This is a genomic window from Halomonas sp. TD01 (assembly GCF_923868895.1).
Lineage (GTDB): Bacteria > Pseudomonadota > Gammaproteobacteria > Pseudomonadales > Halomonadaceae > Vreelandella.
In genome coordinates this window covers 452,692-471,466 of record NZ_OV350343.1, presented here as the reverse complement: position 1 = coordinate 471,466, position 18,775 = coordinate 452,692, and the positions used below count along the sequence as shown (strand labels likewise).

Here is an 18,775-nt window from a genome sequence, read left to right as displayed (position 1 = left end):
CTAAAGAGAAAGCACGGACGCGATATGAACCTACTCTTCCTCGGCACCTCCGCCGGTGTACCCACCAAAACAAGAAATGTCACCGGGATCGCTTTGCGTGAAAGCAAAGGGAAGGGCTGGTATCTGGTTGATTGTGGTGAAGGTACCCAGCATCAGGTCTTGCATACCAAGCTATCGTTCCATTCATTGAAAGCCATCTTGATTACCCATGTGCACGGCGACCACTGCTACGGGCTGCCGGGTATTCTGGCGAGTGCGGCTATGGGTGGCCGGAAAGCGCCACTCACTATTGTTGCGCCCGCAAGTATCAAAACTTGGTTGGAGGCAACCTGCGAGGTGACGCAGCTATGCCTACCTTTTGCCTTGGAGTTTATCGCCTCAGACGACCTGCCAAGCGTTGAGTTTGAGAACATCGCGGTTGAGACATTCAGCCTTTCACATCGGGTGGCGTCTTATGCCTATGCATTTACGGAGCGAAAGGTTGATGCTGTCTTGGACGTGGCTAAGCTAGCGCAAAAGGGGATTCCAAGAGGGCCGCTGTGGGGGCAGTTGAAGCAGGGGTTTGATATTGAGTTTGCAGGTGAGCGGTTAAAAAGCCATGACTACTTAATCTTCAAGAACACGCCCAGGAAAGTAGTGATCGCTGGGGATAACGACCAGCCTGACTTATTGAACGAGGCGTGTGCAGAGGCGCAGGTGCTGGTACATGAGGCCACCTATACCGAAGAGATGGCCCAGAAGGCCGGTGATGTGGGGCATAGCTACGCCAAACTTGTTGCTGCTTTTGCCGAATCGATAAAGCTACCTAGTTTGGTGCTGACGCACTTCAGCCCTCGTTATCAGTTCAGCTCCCATGCGTCGCCGTCCATCGAGGACATTCGCAAAGAAGCTGAGGGTGCCTATTCAGGCTCTCTTTTCTTGGCGCGGGATTTTGGCGAATACACCTTGGAAAAAACGGGCCACTTTTCTGAGGTGGTGGGCGAGTAGTGTTTTCTGCGCGTGGTCGTCTGGGCTGGTTACGTTTATGGGTTTCGTGTTACAAGCCAGTGCTCGGCGCTGTTTGAGCCCCGATGACCGAACCCAGCAAGGAGAGTCCTCATGCAGAAGTTGAGAGTCGATTTAGTGTCCGATGTAGCATGCCCGTGGTGCGCGATCGGCTATCGGCGCTTCGAACAAGCGTTAGAGATACTTGATGGTGAGATCGATGTTGAACTCTTCTGGCAGCCCTTTGAACTCAACCGTGACATGCCGCCCGAGGGCGAGCCGATCCTAGAGCACTTATGCCGCAAGTACGGCAAGGACGCGGCCAGCATGGAGCAGTCCCAGCGGGAGATTATGGCCGTGGCCGAAGAACTTGGGCTGAATTTCCGTGGTGCACTGGAGCGCCGGGCGAATAATACCTTCGATGCCCATCGTGTGCTTGCGTGGGCCGCAACGCAGAACCGAGAGACGGCGCTGCAGTTGGCATTATTTGAGGCCTACTTTGGTGAGGCCAAGCGTCCTTCGGATCCAGAGGTGCTACGAGAGAAGGCTATTGAAGTTGGGCTTGACGGCGACGTTGCCGAGGCCATCGCCCGGTCTGATCAGTACGCGGACGACGTTCGAGAGGCAGAGCAGAAATTCATGGAGGCAGGGGTCACTGCCGTGCCGGGCTTTATACTCGATGGACGCTACCTGATTTCTGGCGCCCAGCCAGCCGATGTGCTTGTCGATGCGCTTCGTCAGGTGGCTGAGGAAAACGCGAGCCGTTAATGCCCTACAGCCTCTGGGGCGGCACTAGTAGTGCATCACCATACGCCGGGTGAATGCTCTTCGCTTCCCAGCGTTTTTGTCGCTGGCGTATGGCTAGTCAAACGATTTCAAAACGCTATTTCTCAAGCGCGGGCTCTCAATAAGCCCGCGCGTTACTCGCTATTTCAAAAGCTATTTTAAAAGCTATTTCAAAAACGCTCGCAGCGTTTCGCTGGCTTGGTCGATAGCGACAACGCCATCTAAATGGCCGCGGTTGCCTTCCAGGGTTTCAAGCGTCACCTCGGTGCCGTCGGCTTCAATCAGCTCGGCAGTGCGGCGTACGCCTTCAGGCGCAAAGACGAGGTCGTTTTCGCTGTAGAGCATCAGCGTGGGGGCGTCGATGGCGGCCAGTCCTTCTTCTAACGAGTCACCGTGTCCCGCCATAAAGAGCTGGTTGGCGCGAACCAAGTACAGCAGATGGTTGGCATCGGAAAGCTCGGCGCGGGCGGCGGCGACGTCATCCAGCGTTTGCTCAATGGCGTAGCGGGCGTTGATATCTTGAGCGGGGTCGCGCTCTTCGTCGGCCCAGTCGCGGTTGAAAGTTTCGTTGGCCCACTGCCAGTGATTGGCATTGAGGGTGACGAGCTTGAGCGCTTCTTTTAGGCCATCGGTGGGTGGCTCGCCATCGTAGTAGTTGCCTTCATTCCAGTTGGCGTCTAGGCGAATGGGCGCTGCCCAGGCGCTAAGCGTTGCCAGTAACCAGGGGTCGGCAACGCCGCCGCCAATAACAGGAATCAACCTATCCACTTTGTCAGGGTACGCGCTGGCCCATTCAAATGCTTGAAGCGCCCCCATGGAGGCGCCCATGACCGCGTGTAGTGACTCAATGCCCTGGCTCTCTAACAGCGCACGCTGTACCTCGACAAAGTCACGAATCGTTACCACAGGAAAATCCATTCCCCACGGTTTGCCGGTGTCTGGATTGATAGAGGCGGGGCCAGTGGTGGTGACATTGGGGGCGTGGGCGTTGAGGTTCACCAGCGTATCGGACGCAATAATGTAGTACTCGTCGGTATCCAGTGGTTTGCCGGGGCCAATGATGGCATCCCAGTAGCCGGTTGGCTCGCCATCCGGATCATAACGACCTGCTGCGTTGCTGGTACCAGAGAAGAAATGGGTGATTAAGATGGCATTGTCACGGGCGTCGTTTAATTCACCGTAGGCTTCCCAACCCACCGCAAGTTCGGGAATTGTTTCGCCGCCTTGGGTAGTGAAGTCTTGCATCTCGAAGGTTTGTTTTTCGACGACGCCATCCCAGGCCAGTAGCGGTGATGCTGCCAGTAATCCGAGGCTGGTAACTGTCACCACGGTCAATAAAGAGTGTCGTTGCTTGAGGGGCATACGCCTTCCTTAAATGAGGGATTGTTATGATTATTGTTGGCAACGGCTGCGTTGCCACCCTCTTAGCGTAGACGGCTTTAGCGCATTTTAAATGGGTTTAGCCCGTTAGCTTGTTGCATCATCATGCGTTTGGCGAGCGGTACGCGTTCGGCAAGGTGCAGGCTGAGGTCACCCAGCTGGCGTAGCGGTTTTGCGCCGGTAAACAGGTGATGGAAACTGTCGGTGGCGGCAATCATTGCTTGGTTGGCCAAACGGCGGTGGCATTCGAAGCGGTGCAGGCTGATAGCGTCACCGGGGTCGCGGCCTTTGATAATCAGCTCTGCCAGGGTGTCAGCATCATGCAGGCCAATATTCAGTCCTTGTCCTGCCAGCGGATGCACCACGTGGGCGGCATCGCCAATCAGTGCTAAGCGCTTGCCGATATAGCGTTTGGCGTGCTGGCGTCTAATTGGAAAACTCGCCTTTGCGACCACACGGGTTAGCTTGCCTAGCCGCTTGGGAAAGGCTGTTTCAATGGCCGTTTTTAGGGCGTCGTTGGAGAGCTGTTCACGGGCTTTGGTGGCTTCGTCGCTGTCATACCACACCAGCGATGCACGATGGCCTGGTAAGGGAAGCATGGCAATCGGGCCGGTGGGGGTGAAACACTGCCAACTGATATCTTGTTGGGGTAGCTCGGTTTCCACGTTAATAATCATCGCCCGCTGATGGTAGTCGTAGCTACTAACGGCAATGCCAGCAAGTTCTCGTAGCGTCGAATGCGCGCCATCTGCGCCAACAATCAAGCGGGCGCTTAAGGTTTTGCCGTTATCTAGCTCTAGCATGCGGCCAGTGCTGGCGGCCATGGTGCTGAGCGGTGCGCACTGGGTATAGCAGGTCACGCTGGGAAGATTCTCTAAGCGCTGCCACAACGCATATTGCAGGGTGCGGTTTTCGATAAAAATGCCGAAGTTATCCATGCCACTGTCCTGGGCAGAAAACAGTGAATGGCCGGAGCCATCCTGGTTGGCGACATCAATATGGCGAAACGGGCAGCAGCGCTCTTCGGGAAGCGCGGTGCCGCTCGCTTTTACAAACGCCAGCGAACGGGCATTAAGTGAGGAGATACGCAGGTCATAATCGCCGCTGGGCGGGGTGGGGGCACTGCCGCGTTCTACCAGCCCAACCGACATGCCGGTATGTCCTAATCGGGCCGCTAGCGCGGCACCCACCATGCCACCGCCGACAATGATAATCTCGTGATCCCACTGCATGAGACACTCCTTACGTTGAATAACGAGGGCATATTGCATGACCCTTTATTGTCATACAGTATCGGTTACTTGTCGCAGTGTTGCATAGGGTGATCCATTGACGCAGGCCGTGGAAATGACAAATAGCATCGCACAGGCGGGGGAGGCGCTGGCGGGTTTTATTGAGCGCCACCCTAAACTGTGGGTGATTACTGGCGCAGGAGTAAGCACCGACAGCGGCATTCCTGATTACCGCGATGCGGATGGGCAGTGGAAACGCCCGCCGCCGGTACAGCATGGCGATTTTATGGCCTCACTTGCTGTGCGCCAGCGTTATTGGGCGCGGGCGCTGATCGGTTTCAAAGCTATGCGTGAAGCCCAAGTGAGTGGTGCGCATCGTGCACTAGCGGCGCTGGAAACCATGGGCTACGTGGAACTGCTGGTGACACAGAACGTAGACCGTCTGCATCAGCGGGCAGGTTCCAGCAAGGTGATTGATTTGCACGGGCGAGCAGACATGGTGGCGTGCATGACCTGCGGTTACCAACTCATGCGCCACGCCATGCACAGCGAAATGGCCAGGATGAACCCGCGTTTTGCAGCGTTAGATGCCCGCCATGCGCCCGACGGCGATGCGGATTTAGAAACCGATTTTTCGACGTTTAAGGTGTTGGACTGCCCGCGCTGCCAAGGCATCCTAAAGCCCCAGGTTGTCTATTACGGCGATGTGGTGCCGCCAGCGCGGCGCTTGGCTGCTCAAGCAGGGCTGCAAAACGCCGATGCCGTGTTGGCTGTGGGCACCTCGTTGATGGTGTATTCAGGCTACCGCTTCTGCCGCGATGCCCACGCCATGGGTTTGCCAGTTGCCTCGCTATCGTTGGGCGTCACTCGCGCCGATGCGCTGTTGACCCATCAGTGGCGTGCGCCGTTGACGCCAGTGCTAGAGTACGCTGTCGGCTGTTTGCAGCAGCGTTTACTTGACTAAAGTGCTAGGGTATTAGGCAACGATTGTCATCAACAGCGGAGTCGCCCGTGCTGTCATTTGAACACCAGTTTGCAACGCTTCCCGAGCCACTTTGGATGGCTTGCCAGCCCACGCCAGTGAGCCAGCCCACGTTGATTGTATTTAATGAGCGTCTGGCAGAAACACTGGGGTTTAAGACAGAACTGAAGAATAAGCCCGATGATGCCACCCTTACCCAGTGGTTTAGTGGAAATCAGCTGCCTCCGGGCGCAGAACCACGGGCGCTGGGCTACGCTGGGCATCAGTTTGGTAACTTTGTACCGCAGTTGGGTGATGGCCGTGCACTGCTGCTGGGGGAAGTTATCGACCAGGATGGCATACGACGCGATGTGCAGCTCAAAGGCAGTGGCCGCACGCCATTTTCCCGTGGCGGTGATGGACGTTCGCCGCTAGGCCCGGTGCTACGGGAGTATCTGGTCAGTGAATTTATGGCTGCAATGGGCGTACCCACCACCCGTGCGTTAGCTGCAGTTACCAGTGGCGAGCGAGTCGTGCGCCAATTACCTGAGCCCGGCGCAGTATTTACCCGCGTCGCAAGCAGTCATATTCGTGTGGGCACCTTTCAATTTGCTGCGGTACGTAGAGATGAAGCTGCCCTGAAAGCGCTGGCCGACCATGTGATTGAGCGCCACTATCCGGAAGCCGCTAGTGCAGACGATCCTTATTTAGCCTTGTTAGAGGCGGTGATTGCTCGCCAAGCGGTGCTAGTGGCGCGGTGGATGAGCCTTGGATTTATTCATGGTGTTATGAATACCGACAACTGCAGCATTGCCGGAGAAACTATTGATTACGGCCCCTGTGCCTTTATGGAGCAGTTTGACCCGCAAAAGGTCTTCAGCTCAATTGACCAAAGTAAACGCTATGCCTTCGATAACCAGCCCGCGATTGCTCAATGGAACCTTGCCCGCTTCGCCGAAACGTTGCTGCCGCTGATGCGCGAAGAAGGCGATACTGTCGTCGAGCAGGCCACTGATATCATCCGCCGCTTTGAGCCACTGTTTGATGCCGAGCAGCACCGCTTGCATGCGGATAAGCTTGGCCTTGCAGCAGACAGCGACCAATCGGTACCGCTAATGAAGGCGCTGGAAAGCCAGATGCACCAGGGGCGGATGGATATGACCGCCACCTTTGATGCGCTGACACATTACGCCAGCACCTCAAGCGAGCCGCATAAAGAAGCACTGCTGGCGCTGACGACCCAACCCAATGAGTTGGCGGCATGGTTAGATAAGTGGCAAGCCGCACAGGCTGCCAGCCAAGACAGCGAGCGTTTAGATGCTATGCGGCGTGCTAATCCAGTTGTTATTCCCCGCAATCACCGCATTCAGGAAGTTATCGATGCGGCTTACGAGGGCGATTTTGCGCCGTTTCACAGCTTACTTGCTGTGGTCACCCAGCCCTTTGATGAATCAGCAGAAGCACGACGCCTTGCAGCCCCCGCAACGGAAAACGAGCAGGTACTAAGAACGTTTTGCGGTACGTAATCTCGACTTTTCCTGTGGTAAGCTGTGATTATTTACAGGTAAAGGGCGGAGGCAAGGGCAATCTGTGCGCAAAATTATTCATTGCGACTGTGACTGCTTCTACGCAGCGGTTGAAATGCGCGACAACCTAGCGCTTAACGATGTGCCTATTGCGATAGGCGGCAGCGTTGAGCAGCGCGGGGTTGTCGCTACCTGTAACTACCCCGCCCGCGAATTTGGCATCCACTCGGCCATGCCCATGGCGCAGGCACTCAAACGCTGCCCACATTTGACCGTTATCCGTGGTGACATGGCCAAATACAAAGCAGTGGCGCGTCAAGTGTTTGCGATCTATCGCGATGTGACTGAACTGATTGAACCGCTTTCGCTAGATGAAGCCTTTTTAGACGTTACTGATATTTCCCTGTGCAACGGCAGCGCCACCCGCATGGCCGAAGCGATTCGCCAACGGGTTAAGCAAGAAGTAGGCATTACCGTCTCGGCAGGTGTCGCTCCCAATAAGTTTCTTGCCAAAATTGCCAGTGACTGGCGTAAGCCCGATGGTCTGTTTGTGATCACGCCGAACGATATCGATGGCTTTGTACAGCAACTGCCGGTCAAGAAAATCCACGGGGTAGGGCCGCGCACGGCTGAAAAATTGGCGGGGTTGGGTATTCAAACCTGTGCGGATTTGCGGGCTCGTCCGCTCACTGAGCTGGTCGAACAGTTTGGCCGCTTCGGTCATCGACTGTTCGAGCTTAGCTTTGGACGCGACGAGCGGCCAGTGAAAACCCACCGTGAGCGGAAATCGATAAGTACCGAGCAAACCTACTCCCAGGACTTACCCACCCTAGAAGCCTGTCGCCAACAATTACCTGATCTTCTCAACGACTTAGAGCAGCGCTATGCCAGACTAGACCCCGCGCCCGCCGTGCGTGGGCTAATGGTAAAGGTAAAATTCAACGACTTTACCCAAACCACCGTGGAGCACGCCGATCCCGCGCCTAACCTGGATCAATTCGAATCCCTGTTAACTATTGGTTGGACACGAGGGGAAAGGCCTGTTCGGCTATTAGGCGTGGGCTACCGCTTGGCAGAAGAAGCCACCGTTCAACAACTCTCGCTGTTTTAATTAGCCTGTTAATACTTATGTCGATTGACGCTCATTCAAAGGCGCGTTAAAACAGACGTATGATAGTTTGTCTACTTGCTAGCTAGCGTGGGTGCTGCCGCCGCGCTGCTTTCCTGTCATCTTACCCTGCGAGCTAACCATGTCTGCCCATGCCACCCAACGCCCTCGTTTAGTGTTCGCCCATGCGAATGGCTTTCCTGGCTTAAGCTATCGCACGTTGCTGGAACCGCTGGCAGAGTCGTTTGACCTCCATCCGCTGGACCGATTGGGTCATCACCCGGATTACCCGGTGAACCATAACTGGGGCAATTTAGTCGATGAACTGCTGAGCTACTTGCCGGTTACAGACGCACCGTTATTGGGTGTTGGTCACTCGTTAGGCGGTACGCTGATGGCGATGGCTGCAGATAAACAGCCAGAACGCTTCTGCGGCGTCATTATGCTCGACCCGCCGTTGATGCTGGGGCCGGATGCTTGGGTGATGAAAGCCGCAAAGCGGTTTGGCTTTATGGATCGCATCACGCCTGCTGGTAAAACCCAGGGGCGGCGCAGTGTGTGGCCTAGCCGAGAAGCAATGGCTGACTCGCTGCGCCGTCGTGGGTTATTTCGCCGCTTTACCCCAGAGGCATTGAACGACTACATTGAAGCAGGAACGCGCTTGCTAGATGACGGTAGCGCTGAGCTAACCTTCGACCCAGGGGTTGAGGTAGAGATATTTCGCCATCTGCCCGACCACCTTTCTGGATTGCCACGTCGAGTTGGTGTGCCGATCCACTTGGTAGCAGGGCAGGAGTCGCACTTACTCACCCCTACACGGGTCAAGCGGCTTCAGCGCCGTGGGTTAGCTATTAGCGAGGTTCCCGGTACTCATATGTTCCCTATGGAGCATCCAGATGAAACGCGGGCGGCCATATTGGCGGCGTGGCAGCGTTTTGAGCTGGGAGCCAGTAAGCGCGCATAAAGCGCATAAGGAGGCAGGATGTATCTTTCCGTACAACTAAGCTATTACCCGCTGGCCGATGATTTTAAGCCAGTGGTGAAAGACGTAGTAAAACGTTTGGAAGCGACAGGATTAGAAGTACACCCTAATCGAATGAGTACCCAGGTGTTCGGGGAATTCGATGCGGTGATGGCGGCGTTAAGTGAAGTCATGAAGTGGTCGTTTGAGACCCACGGGAAAGCGGTTTTTACAGCTAATTTCCTGGAAGGCGATCGACGCCCACGTTAAAGAAACGCCGCCCGATTTGGGCGGCGTCTATGTTGGCGCTAATAACTGCTAAACCAGCGATTCCAGGCAGGATTCAATAATATCCAGCCCTTCGTTGAGGACGCTGTCTTCAATCGTGACAGGCATCAAGAAGCGAATCGTATTGCCGTACATGCCGCAGGAGAGCAGGATTAATCCCTCTTCACGGGCTTTCTTACACAGCGCTGCAGCAAGTTCAGCGTTGGGCGTGCGATCCGTTTTGTTCGATACTAGCTCAAATGCCGCCATAGCGCCCATGTTGCGCACATGGTCAATGCAGTCGAACTTGTTCTGCCACTCGCCAAAACGAGCCGCTAGCTTTTCGCCCAGCGCTTGGCTTTTCTCAAGAATGTTTTCCTCTTCGAACACTTCCAGCACGGCCAGTGCAGCGGCACAGGCGGTAGGGCTGCCGGTATAAGTGCCGCCGAGAGAGTTGGGGCCTGAGGCGTCCATGACCTTATCGGTGCCGACAATCGCAGAGATAGGCATGCCGTCAGCCATGCTTTTCGCCATGGTCATTATGTCCGGCTCAACGCCGCTGTGCTCAATGGCGAACATTTTGCCGGTACGGCCAAAGCCAGACTGCACTTCGTCGATGATCATCAGTATGCCGTGTTCATCGCAAATTTCGCGGATCTTCTCCAAGAAGCTCTTGGACGCAGGATAGAAACCGCCTTCGCCAAGCACCGGCTCCAAGACAATTGCGGCGGTGTCTTTTGGGTTGGCGTCGGTTTTTAGGGTCATTTTCAGACCGCGAATGGCTTCGTCTTCGCTGACACCGTGGTAGGGCACCGGATACGGCGCGCGGAATACCGTGCCAGGCATCGGGCCGAAATCGGTTTGATACGGAGCCACTTTGCCATTCATAGCCATGGTGTAGAACGTACGGCCGTGATAACCACCGTCAAAGCAGATCACGTTAGAACGGCCGGTGGCAGCGCGGGCAATTTTAACGGCATTTTCCAACGCTTCTGCGCCGGAGTTAGCCAGCATTACTTTTGCATGGCCGCGTACCGGTACGATATGGCTAAGTTTTTCAGCAACCTTCACATAACCTTCATAAGGCATCACTGTCTGGCAGGTGTGCATGACCTTATCAAGCTGGGCTTTCACAGCAGCAACGACTTTTGGGTGGCGATGCCCTACGTTCAAAACGCCAATGCCGCCTGCGAAGTCGATAAAGCGGTTGCCGTCGGCGTCCCAGATCTCAGCGTTTTCAGCGCGATCTGCAAAAGCAGTGGCGGGGCTAGCGGCGCCCGCTGCGACATACTTCTGCTTTAGTTCGTTTAGCTCGGCGTTGCTCATGGCTCAACTCCTTTGGATGTTGGGTATTGCTTGCGCAATTTGTGCAGTGTCACTGCTTATAGGACAGATTCAGTCGTCATTGTTTCAGAATCGTTATTTAGACGGTAAAACGGGTGTAATAAGGTGAACAGGGAGCGTCAGTAGATCGATGCTTCTAAGCCTACACATACCTCTTCTCTTAAGTCTAATAATAGAGGGACTAGATCTGGGCCTAAGGAATTGATAGCTGGTTTTGCATAGAAAAAGCCCTGTTGACGAGCAATGCCCGCCCGGGCTAACCATAGCGCCTCTGCGCGTGTTTCTACCCCTTCGGCAATGAGCGTCATGCCTAGTTCTTTGGCTAGCAAAACGACGGAATTAAGCAGCGCTTGGCGACGCGAGTCGTGGTCACAGTTCATCACCAGCTCGCGGTCGATTTTGAGCTTATCCGGTGTTAGATCAGTTAAGAGGTCCAGGTTGGCATAGCCGTTACCAAAATCATCAAGCGCCGTTTTAAAGCCCATTTCGCGGTAGGCTTCGATGATGTTGCGAAGGTGTTGGCGGTCACGTACGCGTTCGGTTTCAGTAATTTCAAAAATTAGCCGATCCATTGGCCATCCAACGCGTCGAGAAACATCAAGCGTTGCTTGAATGCAAGCTTCAGGCTCATAGACAGCATTGGGTAAAAAATTGATCGATAGCGCCGTTGGCATGTTCAATGCGCTTGCCATCTCAATTGCCTTGACACGACAGGCTTGATCAAAACGATAAAGCAGGTCGTCGGTCACCTTGGAAATGACGCTCCAGGCAGATTCACCATTGACGCCTCGTACAAGCGCCTCATGAGTCACCACCCGAGCAAGTGACACGTCCACAATCGGCTGGAAGGCCATCGTGAAATCAAAAGGAAGGTCTCCCTCGCATCGTTTACAGCTACCGTCTACCCGTGCGCAGTGACCCATGAAATCCCCCTATAGCAGTGCGCCCAGTTACTCACTGGCTAATTTTTTATCGTCGTCGCCAGTTAATTTAAATTTTTTAACTATTTAATCATAGACGAAATCAGTTTAGCCGCGTGTTAACTTTTCGTATAGGTTTTGTATAGAAATTATGAGGTGGCGCTTTGCGCCGACAAAAAAGCGCCCAAGTGGGCGCTAAAGTGAGTCGTTAAGTGGACACGAAAGGGCGTTTAACAACGAGCGTTAAATAATGCCTGCTTGTTGCAGAGCGCAGCGCTGTTCGCTGGTAATGCCAAGCTCGTCAAGCACCTGCTGAGTGTGCTCACCTAGTGAGGGTGGGGCTGTCTGGGCGCTGATGGACTCGCCGTTGATACGGATAGGATTCGCGACTAAGTCGACGTGACCTGCTTGGCTGTGGGGAAGCGTTTGCTTCAGACCACGGGCTTTTACATGGGGGTCGTCAAATACGCGATCCAAGGTGTTGATTGGCCCGCTGGGCACACCGGCGGCTTCAAAGGCTGCCAGCCATTCGTCGGTTTTCTGTGTCAATAATACGGCTTCCAGCAACGGAGCCAATACTCCTCGGTGTTGCACACGTGCGCCGTTGGTTGCAAACCGCGTGTCTAGCGGCAGGCTTGGCTGATCGATCACTTGGCAGAAACGCTTAAACTGTTCGTCATTACCGACCGCAACAATCATATGACCATCTGCTGTGGCAAACGCTTGGTAGGGCACAATATTGGGGTGTGCATTCCCCAGCCGCTGGGGGACCTGACCAGAAGTTAAGTAGTTGAGCGCTTGGTTCGCCAGTACGCCTACCTGCACGTCCATCAGCGCCATATCGATATGGCAACCAAGGTCGGTATCGCGGCGCTGGTAAAGCGCTGCCAGCACCGCATTGGCAGCATACAGGCCGGTGAAAATATCGGTAAAGGCAACGCCGCTTTTGATGGGGCCGCCGCCGGGCTCATGGTCAGGCCTGCCAGTCAGACTCATAATGCCGCCCATTGCCTGAATCATGAAATCGTAACCGGCGCGGTGTGCGTAAGGGCTTTCCTGGCCAAAGCCCGTGATTGAGCAGTAGATTAGCCGAGGGTTCAGTGCCTTAAGGCTTTCATAGTCCAGACCGTACTTTTTCAGGCCACCCACCTTGAAGTTCTCTAGTAGCACATCTGACTTGGCGGCGAGCTGCTTAATCAATGCCTGGCCTTCAGGCTTGGCCATATCCACTGTGACCGAGCGCTTGCCACGGTTGGCGCAGAGATAATAAGCCGACTCTGAACTACCAGAGAGCCATGGAGGCCCCCAGTGGCGAGTGTCATCTCCATTGACGGGGCGCTCTACCTTGATCACATCAGCCCCCATGTCTGCGAGCATCTGCCCGCACCACGGGCCAGCCAGTACGCGGGAAATGTCGAGTACTTTGATGCCTGCTAGTGGTTTGGTTGCTGTGCTCATCGGATGCCTCGCTCGCCGTTTAGAAAAACGCCTGAATACCAGTTTGGGCGCGGCCAAGAATCAAGGCATGTACGTCGTGAGTACCTTCGTAGGTATTTACCGATTCCAAGTTCACCATATGGCGAATAACGCCGTACTCGTCGGAAACGCCGTTACCACCGTGCATATCACGTGCAACGCGGGCGATATCCAGCGCTTTGCCACAGTTATTGCGTTTGATCAGCGAGACCATTTCGGGTGACCAGTTGCCGCTGTCCATCAGGCGACCCACTTGAAGGGCAGCTTGCAGGCCCAGCGTGATTTCAGTCTGCATATCTGCCAGTTTCTTCTGGATCAGCTGATTTGCAGCCAATGGGCGGCCAAACTGCTTGCGGTCCAGAGTGTACTGGCGGGCGGCATGCCAGCAGAACTCGGCTGTGCCTATGACACCCCAGGCAATGCCGAAGCGGGCTTTGTTTAAGCAGCCGAAGGGGCCTTTTAAGCCGCTAACGTTAGGCAGCAGGTTTTCTTCAGGGACAAAGGCGTTGTCCAGCACGATCTCGCCGGTGATGGAGGCGCGAAGTGATACCTTGCCTTCAATTTTGGGCGTGCTGAAGCCTTCGGTGCCGCGCTCAACAATAAAGCCTTTGATTTGATTGTCGTGGGCAGCGGATTTTGCCCAAACCACTGCAATATCAGCAATTGGGCTGTTGGTAATCCACATTTTGGCGCCGGTTAAGCGGTAGCCGCCGTCAACTTTTTCTGCCCGAGTGATCATTGAGCCGGGGTCTGATCCATGATCTGGTTCGGTTAAACCAAAACAGCCGACCATTTCACCGCTAGCGAGCTTTGGCAAATATTTGTGCTTTTGCTCTTCAGAGCCATAGGCTTCGATCGGGTACATCACTAGTGATGACTGAACGCTCATGGCTGAGCGGTAGCCTGAATCAACGCGCTCTACTTCGCGGGCAATCAGTCCGTAGGCCACATGGTTCACGCCTGAGCCGCCATATTCAGGGGCAACGGTCGCTCCCAACAGGCCAAGCTCACCCATTTCGCTCATGATTTCACGGTCAAAGCGCTCTTCACGAAAAGCACTCAGCACGCGTGGCTGCAGGTTTTCCTGGCAGTAGTCGTGGGCTGCATCGCGAATTTGGCGCTCTTCATCGGTGAGCTGGTGTTCGAGCAGCAGCGGGTCGTCCCAGTTGAAGTGGGTCATGGCGTGGACTCCTATGTAATTGTACTGATAGGCCCAATGTATCGCCGTTCTATAAAAATATCTACATTTTAAAGTAAAGAATTTAATGGATACCACGCGCCTTGAGAACGCGAGTAATAATCGGGACAGGTGTCATCAAATGGTCACGCATGAGATTGGCTGCCTGTTCTGTGTCGCGGGCAAGAATGACGTCTACTAAGGCGGCATGCTCTTGTCGTTTGACTTCAAGTGCTTGGGGAGACATGACCGTTTCCTTCAGCCATAGGTGGCGGTAGCGCTCTACTTGATCAAACAGCGTGTCGCGCATCTGTAATAGGTGCGGCGAGTTGCAGCCGCTAGCAATAGCGGTATGAAATGCCTTGTGGCGTAAATCCCAGCCATCGAGTAGTTCATCGGGTGAACTCACTTCGGTCACTTTGGCCAGTCGGTGGGCGGTGGCGAGTACGTTGGCTTCCCAGTCGTCGTCGCCGCGCTCAATGGCCAGGCGCAAAATCAAGCCTTCCAACTGAGCACGAGCGTCGTAAATATCGTTTAGCTCGGCTAGCGACATTGGCGCGACCCGATAGCCGCGCTGGCTAATCGCAATCACCAGGCGGTCGGCAACTAATTGGGAAAGCGCTTCCCGAAGCGGGCCAGTGCTAGCCCCGTAATACTCCTTGAGACGGCTCATCAAAAGCTTCTCTTCAGGCGCATAACGGCCGCGAATAATGTCGTGCTTCAGGGCGCGATAGGCGCTGATAGCGAGGTTGGGGCGCGGCGCATCGTGCTCCATGGTATCTCCTTAGGCCAATATTGGGGCGTGGCGATTAGCATTGACTAACGGTTATTATCAATAAATTTTAAAATTTTGGCACAGGTAACGACATTTATGCGGGGTTCATCGGTGAATAGTGTTGCATTAGCATCTCACGCTAAAGCCGTGCTAACTTCATTGCACCGCGTTTGCTTGCCGTTTACGGTAACCAGAGGCTGGGACTTCACACCTCCTTATCGTCAACCATACTTATAAGTCCAAACAGGACGGAGGAACCGCTCATGCGAACTCTAAAATACACAGTGGCAGCATCTATGTTAGCCGTCGCACTTCCAGCCAGTGCGCAGCAGCTTTCTATCGCGACCGGTGGTACCGGCGGGGTTTACTACCCAATCGGCGGTGGCTTTGCTGAAATGATCAATAACCATATCGAAGGCGCTCAGGCGACTGCAGAGGTCACCGGTGCCTCAGTTGAAAATATGGGGCTGATTATGCGTGGCGATGCCGATTTGGCGCTAGCACTCGCTGATACGGTCTATCAGGCCTATAACGGCAGTGGCGACTTTGAAAGTCGTCAGATTGAGAATACCCGTGCACTGGCCTCTGTTTATCCGAATGCGGTGCAGTTAGTGACGCTGGCTGAGTCTGATATCCAGACTATTGCTGACCTTGCCGGGAAGCGCGTTTCCGTTGGGGCGCCAGGTAGTGGCACCGAGCTAAATGCACGCGCTGTACTGGAAGCTAACGGCATTAGTTATGAAGATTTTACCCCTCAGCGACTCAACTTTAACGAAACCGCAGATGCCATTCGTGATGGTGATATCGACGCCGGCTTCTGGAGCGTTGGGCCTCCCACCAGCTCTATTCTTAACCTTGCTGCTACCCGTGATATCCGTCTAATCGGCCTTTCCGATGAAGAAGTTGCCAATGCCCAGGAAGCAGAAGCGGTGTTCGCGCCCTACCAACTGGCAGCGGGCATGTATGACGGTATGGACGAGGCGGTTCAGACGATCGGTATTCCCAACGTGTTGGTGGTGAATTCTGATATGGACGAAGAGCTCGCTTACCAGCTGACTCAACTACTGTTTGAAAACACCGACGAGTTGATTGCTGTACACCCAGCCGCCAACGACACCACCATTGAGTTCACCATGAACTCTACGCCTGTGCCGCTGCACCCGGGTGCGATTCGCTACTTTGAAGAAGTAGGGGCTGATATTCCTGACCGTCTGCGCCCTTAACAGTTAAAGGGTCTTGTCATAAGACCTTGCCATAAGGACATTGCCATGCAGTGGCAACAACGGCTGATGGCGCTACTTTTTGTATGTCTACCGCTCGCCGAAGTGGGGGCTTCCCCCGCTTCGGCGATTGCGTCTATGCGTTTAGCCGTGGTGACTGAGCAAGGCGACATCCTTGTGGATGAGCCGGTACCCTCGGGAGGTCGCTGGTGTATCCAGTGGCAGCACTCTGTTGAGCACTTTACGGTACTTGACTGTTATCGCAATGTGGCAGGCGTTATGCAACTTGAGCGTAGTCATCAACCTGACTTTGCCGCAGGGCTTGGCCATATCTTTGGCCGTGGGGTACAAGTCTCAGACGATGAGGGCGGTTATTGGATTAATGCTATTAATGAGCCGGTCGCAAATAACCGTTATGCATTAAGGGTGGGCTCTTCTGCCGTCAATCACCAAGTGGTGTGGCCGGACGGTGAGCATTCACCGGTGAGTTTAAGTGAGTACGCATCCGGGCAACGTGTGACCATCCAATTAATAGCACCTCGCGCCGCCCCGCGTGAATAAAAACGACATTAGTTAACGCTTCCGAGGACGTTCATGAACGAATCCACTTCACCGCCGGTAGTGATGCCCGGCGCGAATGCGATGCAGCCCCGCATTGTACTGTGGTGTATCACCGCGGTTGCGGTGGGGCTTTCACTCTTCCAACTCTACTCTGCCGGTATCCAGCCCCTGGGGCTTTTCTACCAGCGCAGCATTCACTTAGCGCTAATTATGTTGCTGGCGTTTCTGATGTTTCCTGCGTTTGGGCCGAAGCGAAAGCGTGGTGTTTTGGGTTGGGGCATTGATTGTCTATTTTTAGCCGGTGCGATGATGACCGGTGGTTACTTAGTGTTCAATCTAGACGCGATTTTTAGCCGTGCAGGTTTTTGGAATGATACCGATATTTTAGTGGCCTGCATTGCGACGGTCACAGTGCTTGAAGCAAGTCGGCGGGCCGTTGGGTTTGGCATGACGGTGATTGGCCTGCTTGCCATTATCTATGCGTTTGCAGGGCCTCGGGGCGAGTTGCCATGGCTAGGCGAATGGATGCCCGGCATCTTAGAGCATCGAGGCTATACCTTAGATCGTGTCGCGGGGCAGCTCTATTTAGGGCAAGAGGGCATTTTTGGTTTGCCTTTGGGGGTTGCGGCGACCTACATCTTTATATTCGTGCTATTTGGTGCCTTTTTGGAAAGTACCGGCGCGGGTAAATTTTTTATAGATATGGCCTATGCTGCCACTGGTCGCCAACGGGGCGGCCCCGCGAAAGCAGCCGTGCTGGCTTCAGCCGGTATGGGCTCAATCTCGGGTAGCGCGATTGCCAACGTGGTAACCACCGGAGCATTTACTATTCCGCTGATGAAAAAGCTGGGCTATCAGCCAAAGCAAGCGGGAGGAATAGAAGCCGCCGCTTCTACCGGTGGGCAAATTATGCCGCCGTTAATGGGGGCGGGGGCGTTCTTGATTGCTGAATATACCAATACGCCTTATTTGGAAATCGTTAAAGTCAGCATTCTGCCGGCGATTATGTACTTTGCAACGGTGTATCTATTTGTCCATATCATTGCATTGAAACAGGGGATGCAGGGGTTGGCGAAAAGTGAACTGCCGCAAATGCGTCAAGTCATGAAAGATGGCTGGCACTTCCTGCTTCCTTTAGCGGTACTGGTGTGGCTGTTGGCGATGAGTATGTCGCCTATGCGCGTGGGTTATTACGCCGTGGTCACTATCATCGCTGTGGCGGTTCTTCGCTATGCGCTGTGGTACTTCTTTATTGCCCCCAAACAAGGTCAGCCGGTAACTATAAGCCGCACCAAAGGCGTGGTATGGGCAGGGCTTGTGAAGTTGGTTCAAGGCTTAGAGCTGGGTGCGCGTAATGCCGTTGCAGTTTCTATGGCTTGTGCTGTGGCCGGTATTATTGTCGGCGTTGTGGGCCTGACAGGGCTAGGGCTGAAGTTTTCTTCCATGATGTTGGCTTTCTCTGGCGGCAACCTGGTGTTGGCGCTGGTGATGGTGCTGCTGGCAAGCTTGATTTTGGGGATGGGGCTGCCAGTGACCGCCAGTTATATCGTATTGATTGTATTGGTGGGCCCGGCGTTAACCGCTGAATTCGGGGTGCCACTATTGATTGCTCACTTGGTAGTGTTCTGGTACTCCCAGGACTCTAACGTGACGCCACCTATCGCTTTGGCAGGTTTTGCGGGGGCGGCGATTGCGGGGAGCAAGCCCATGGAAACCGGTTTCCAGGCCTGGAAGTTTGCAAAAGGGCTCTACTTGATTCCGCTGTTTATGGTGTTTAACCCAGAAATCATTGTCGGTGGGCCAGTGCTTGTGGTGGTTTGGAATGCGCTGATTGCCATTTTGGCGCTGTGTGCTTTTGCTGCAGCGCTTGAAGGCTATCTGTTTACCAAGATGTCTTGGTTACCGCGCTTGGCGATTGGCGGCGCTATCGTTGGGGTGTTCTATCCCAGTCTGTTAACTGAAATTGCTGGGGTGGTAGTGATGATTGCCGCGATTGGTGCCAACTGGTCCGCCAGCAAGCGCGAGGCTCAGCCAGTAAACAGTTAATCGCAGCACGTTAATGCACACCATAAAAAAGCCCGGAGGCCTTAAGGCCTC

The 18,775-nt window shown here is 54.4% G+C and carries 17 protein-coding genes; 10 read left to right on the top strand and 7 right to left on the bottom strand.

Features of this window, described 5'->3' with window-relative positions:
• Window positions 1–24 precede the first annotated feature (24 nt).
• Both L1X57_RS02230 and L1X57_RS02225 read left to right on the top strand, forming a co-directional pair.
• Window positions 25–987, top strand: coding sequence for a ribonuclease Z (locus L1X57_RS02230; RefSeq protein ID WP_009722158.1), 963 nt, complete (start codon window positions 25–27; stop codon window positions 985–987).
• Between the two features lie 111 nt (window positions 988–1,098).
• Window positions 1,099–1,752: a DsbA family oxidoreductase gene (locus L1X57_RS02225; protein WP_009722159.1), complete on the top strand. Its 654-nt coding sequence runs from the start codon at window positions 1,099–1,101 to the stop codon at window positions 1,750–1,752.
• Between the two features lie 183 nt (window positions 1,753–1,935).
• Here L1X57_RS02225 and L1X57_RS02220 read toward each other — a convergent pair whose 3' ends face one another.
• On the bottom strand, window positions 1,936–3,132 hold the full coding sequence (locus tag L1X57_RS02220) for an E22 family MetX-like putative esterase (RefSeq protein ID WP_009722160.1): 1,197 nt from the start codon (window positions 3,130–3,132) through the stop codon (window positions 1,936–1,938).
• Between the two features lie 77 nt (window positions 3,133–3,209).
• Window positions 3,210–4,382 (bottom strand): UbiH/UbiF/VisC/COQ6 family ubiquinone biosynthesis hydroxylase, encoded by a 1,173-nt coding sequence (locus L1X57_RS02215; protein WP_009722161.1) that lies wholly within the window; start codon window positions 4,380–4,382, stop codon window positions 3,210–3,212.
• A gap of 115 nt (window positions 4,383–4,497) precedes the next feature.
• Here L1X57_RS02215 and L1X57_RS02210 point away from each other — a divergent pair, with 115 nt between their 5' ends.
• The 5 genes from L1X57_RS02210 to L1X57_RS02190 all read left to right on the top strand — a co-directional run bounded on the left by L1X57_RS02210 (window position 4,498) and on the right by L1X57_RS02190 (window position 9,208).
• Window positions 4,498–5,346, top strand: coding sequence for an NAD-dependent protein deacetylase (locus tag L1X57_RS02210; RefSeq protein ID WP_039868722.1), 849 nt, complete (start codon window positions 4,498–4,500; stop codon window positions 5,344–5,346).
• Between the two features lie 47 nt (window positions 5,347–5,393).
• Window positions 5,394–6,869, top strand: coding sequence for a protein adenylyltransferase SelO (locus tag L1X57_RS02205; RefSeq protein ID WP_234667888.1), 1,476 nt, complete (start codon window positions 5,394–5,396; stop codon window positions 6,867–6,869).
• A gap of 64 nt (window positions 6,870–6,933) precedes the next feature.
• Entirely contained in the window at window positions 6,934–7,980 is a 1,047-nt protein-coding gene (gene dinB, locus L1X57_RS02200) for a DNA polymerase IV (RefSeq protein ID WP_009722164.1), read from the top strand.
• A 139-nt stretch (window positions 7,981–8,119) separates the two neighbouring features.
• Window positions 8,120–8,941 (top strand): alpha/beta fold hydrolase, encoded by an 822-nt coding sequence (locus L1X57_RS02195; protein ID WP_009722165.1) that lies wholly within the window; start codon window positions 8,120–8,122, stop codon window positions 8,939–8,941.
• Window positions 8,942–8,959: 18 nt separating this feature from the next.
• Window positions 8,960–9,208 carry a YkoF family thiamine/hydroxymethylpyrimidine-binding protein gene (locus L1X57_RS02190; RefSeq protein WP_009722166.1) on the top strand — a complete coding sequence of 83 codons (249 nt, stop codon included), beginning with the start codon at window positions 8,960–8,962 and terminating at the stop codon, window positions 9,206–9,208.
• 48 nt (window positions 9,209–9,256) lie between these two features.
• On the opposite strand, the gene gabT is transcribed toward L1X57_RS02190, so the two are convergent.
• From gabT to csiR, 5 genes are all read right to left on the bottom strand, one after another.
• Window positions 9,257–10,531: a 4-aminobutyrate--2-oxoglutarate transaminase gene (gene gabT, locus L1X57_RS02185; protein ID WP_009722167.1), complete on the bottom strand. Its 1,275-nt coding sequence runs from the start codon at window positions 10,529–10,531 to the stop codon at window positions 9,257–9,259.
• A gap of 137 nt (window positions 10,532–10,668) precedes the next feature.
• A complete protein-coding gene (locus tag L1X57_RS02180; RefSeq protein WP_039868658.1) occupies window positions 10,669–11,472 on the bottom strand; it encodes an EAL domain-containing protein in 804 nt (267 codons plus the stop codon).
• A gap of 240 nt (window positions 11,473–11,712) precedes the next feature.
• Window positions 11,713–12,927: a CaiB/BaiF CoA transferase family protein gene (locus tag L1X57_RS02175; protein WP_009722169.1), complete on the bottom strand. Its 1,215-nt coding sequence runs from the start codon at window positions 12,925–12,927 to the stop codon at window positions 11,713–11,715.
• Window positions 12,928–12,946: 19 nt separating this feature from the next.
• On the bottom strand, window positions 12,947–14,125 hold the full coding sequence (locus L1X57_RS02170) for an acyl-CoA dehydrogenase (RefSeq protein WP_009722170.1): 1,179 nt from the start codon (window positions 14,123–14,125) through the stop codon (window positions 12,947–12,949).
• Between the two features lie 82 nt (window positions 14,126–14,207).
• Window positions 14,208–14,897: a DNA-binding transcriptional regulator CsiR gene (csiR, locus tag L1X57_RS02165; protein WP_009722171.1), complete on the bottom strand. Its 690-nt coding sequence runs from the start codon at window positions 14,895–14,897 to the stop codon at window positions 14,208–14,210.
• Between the two features lie 263 nt (window positions 14,898–15,160).
• Between csiR and L1X57_RS02160 the strand changes: the two genes are divergently transcribed.
• From L1X57_RS02160 to L1X57_RS02150, 3 genes are read left to right on the top strand one after another with little or no spacing between them, the layout of a single operon-like run.
• The gene (locus L1X57_RS02160; protein WP_009722172.1) at window positions 15,161–16,120 is read left to right on the top strand and encodes a TAXI family TRAP transporter solute-binding subunit; all 960 of its coding nucleotides are present in this window, start codon (window positions 15,161–15,163) and stop codon (window positions 16,118–16,120) included.
• Between the two features lie 45 nt (window positions 16,121–16,165).
• Window positions 16,166–16,678, top strand: coding sequence for a DUF1850 domain-containing protein (locus tag L1X57_RS02155; protein ID WP_009722173.1), 513 nt, complete (start codon window positions 16,166–16,168; stop codon window positions 16,676–16,678).
• Between the two features lie 33 nt (window positions 16,679–16,711).
• Window positions 16,712–18,724, top strand: coding sequence for a TRAP transporter permease (locus L1X57_RS02150; protein WP_009722174.1), 2,013 nt, complete (start codon window positions 16,712–16,714; stop codon window positions 18,722–18,724).
• The last annotated feature ends 51 nt before the right edge of the window (window positions 18,725–18,775 follow it).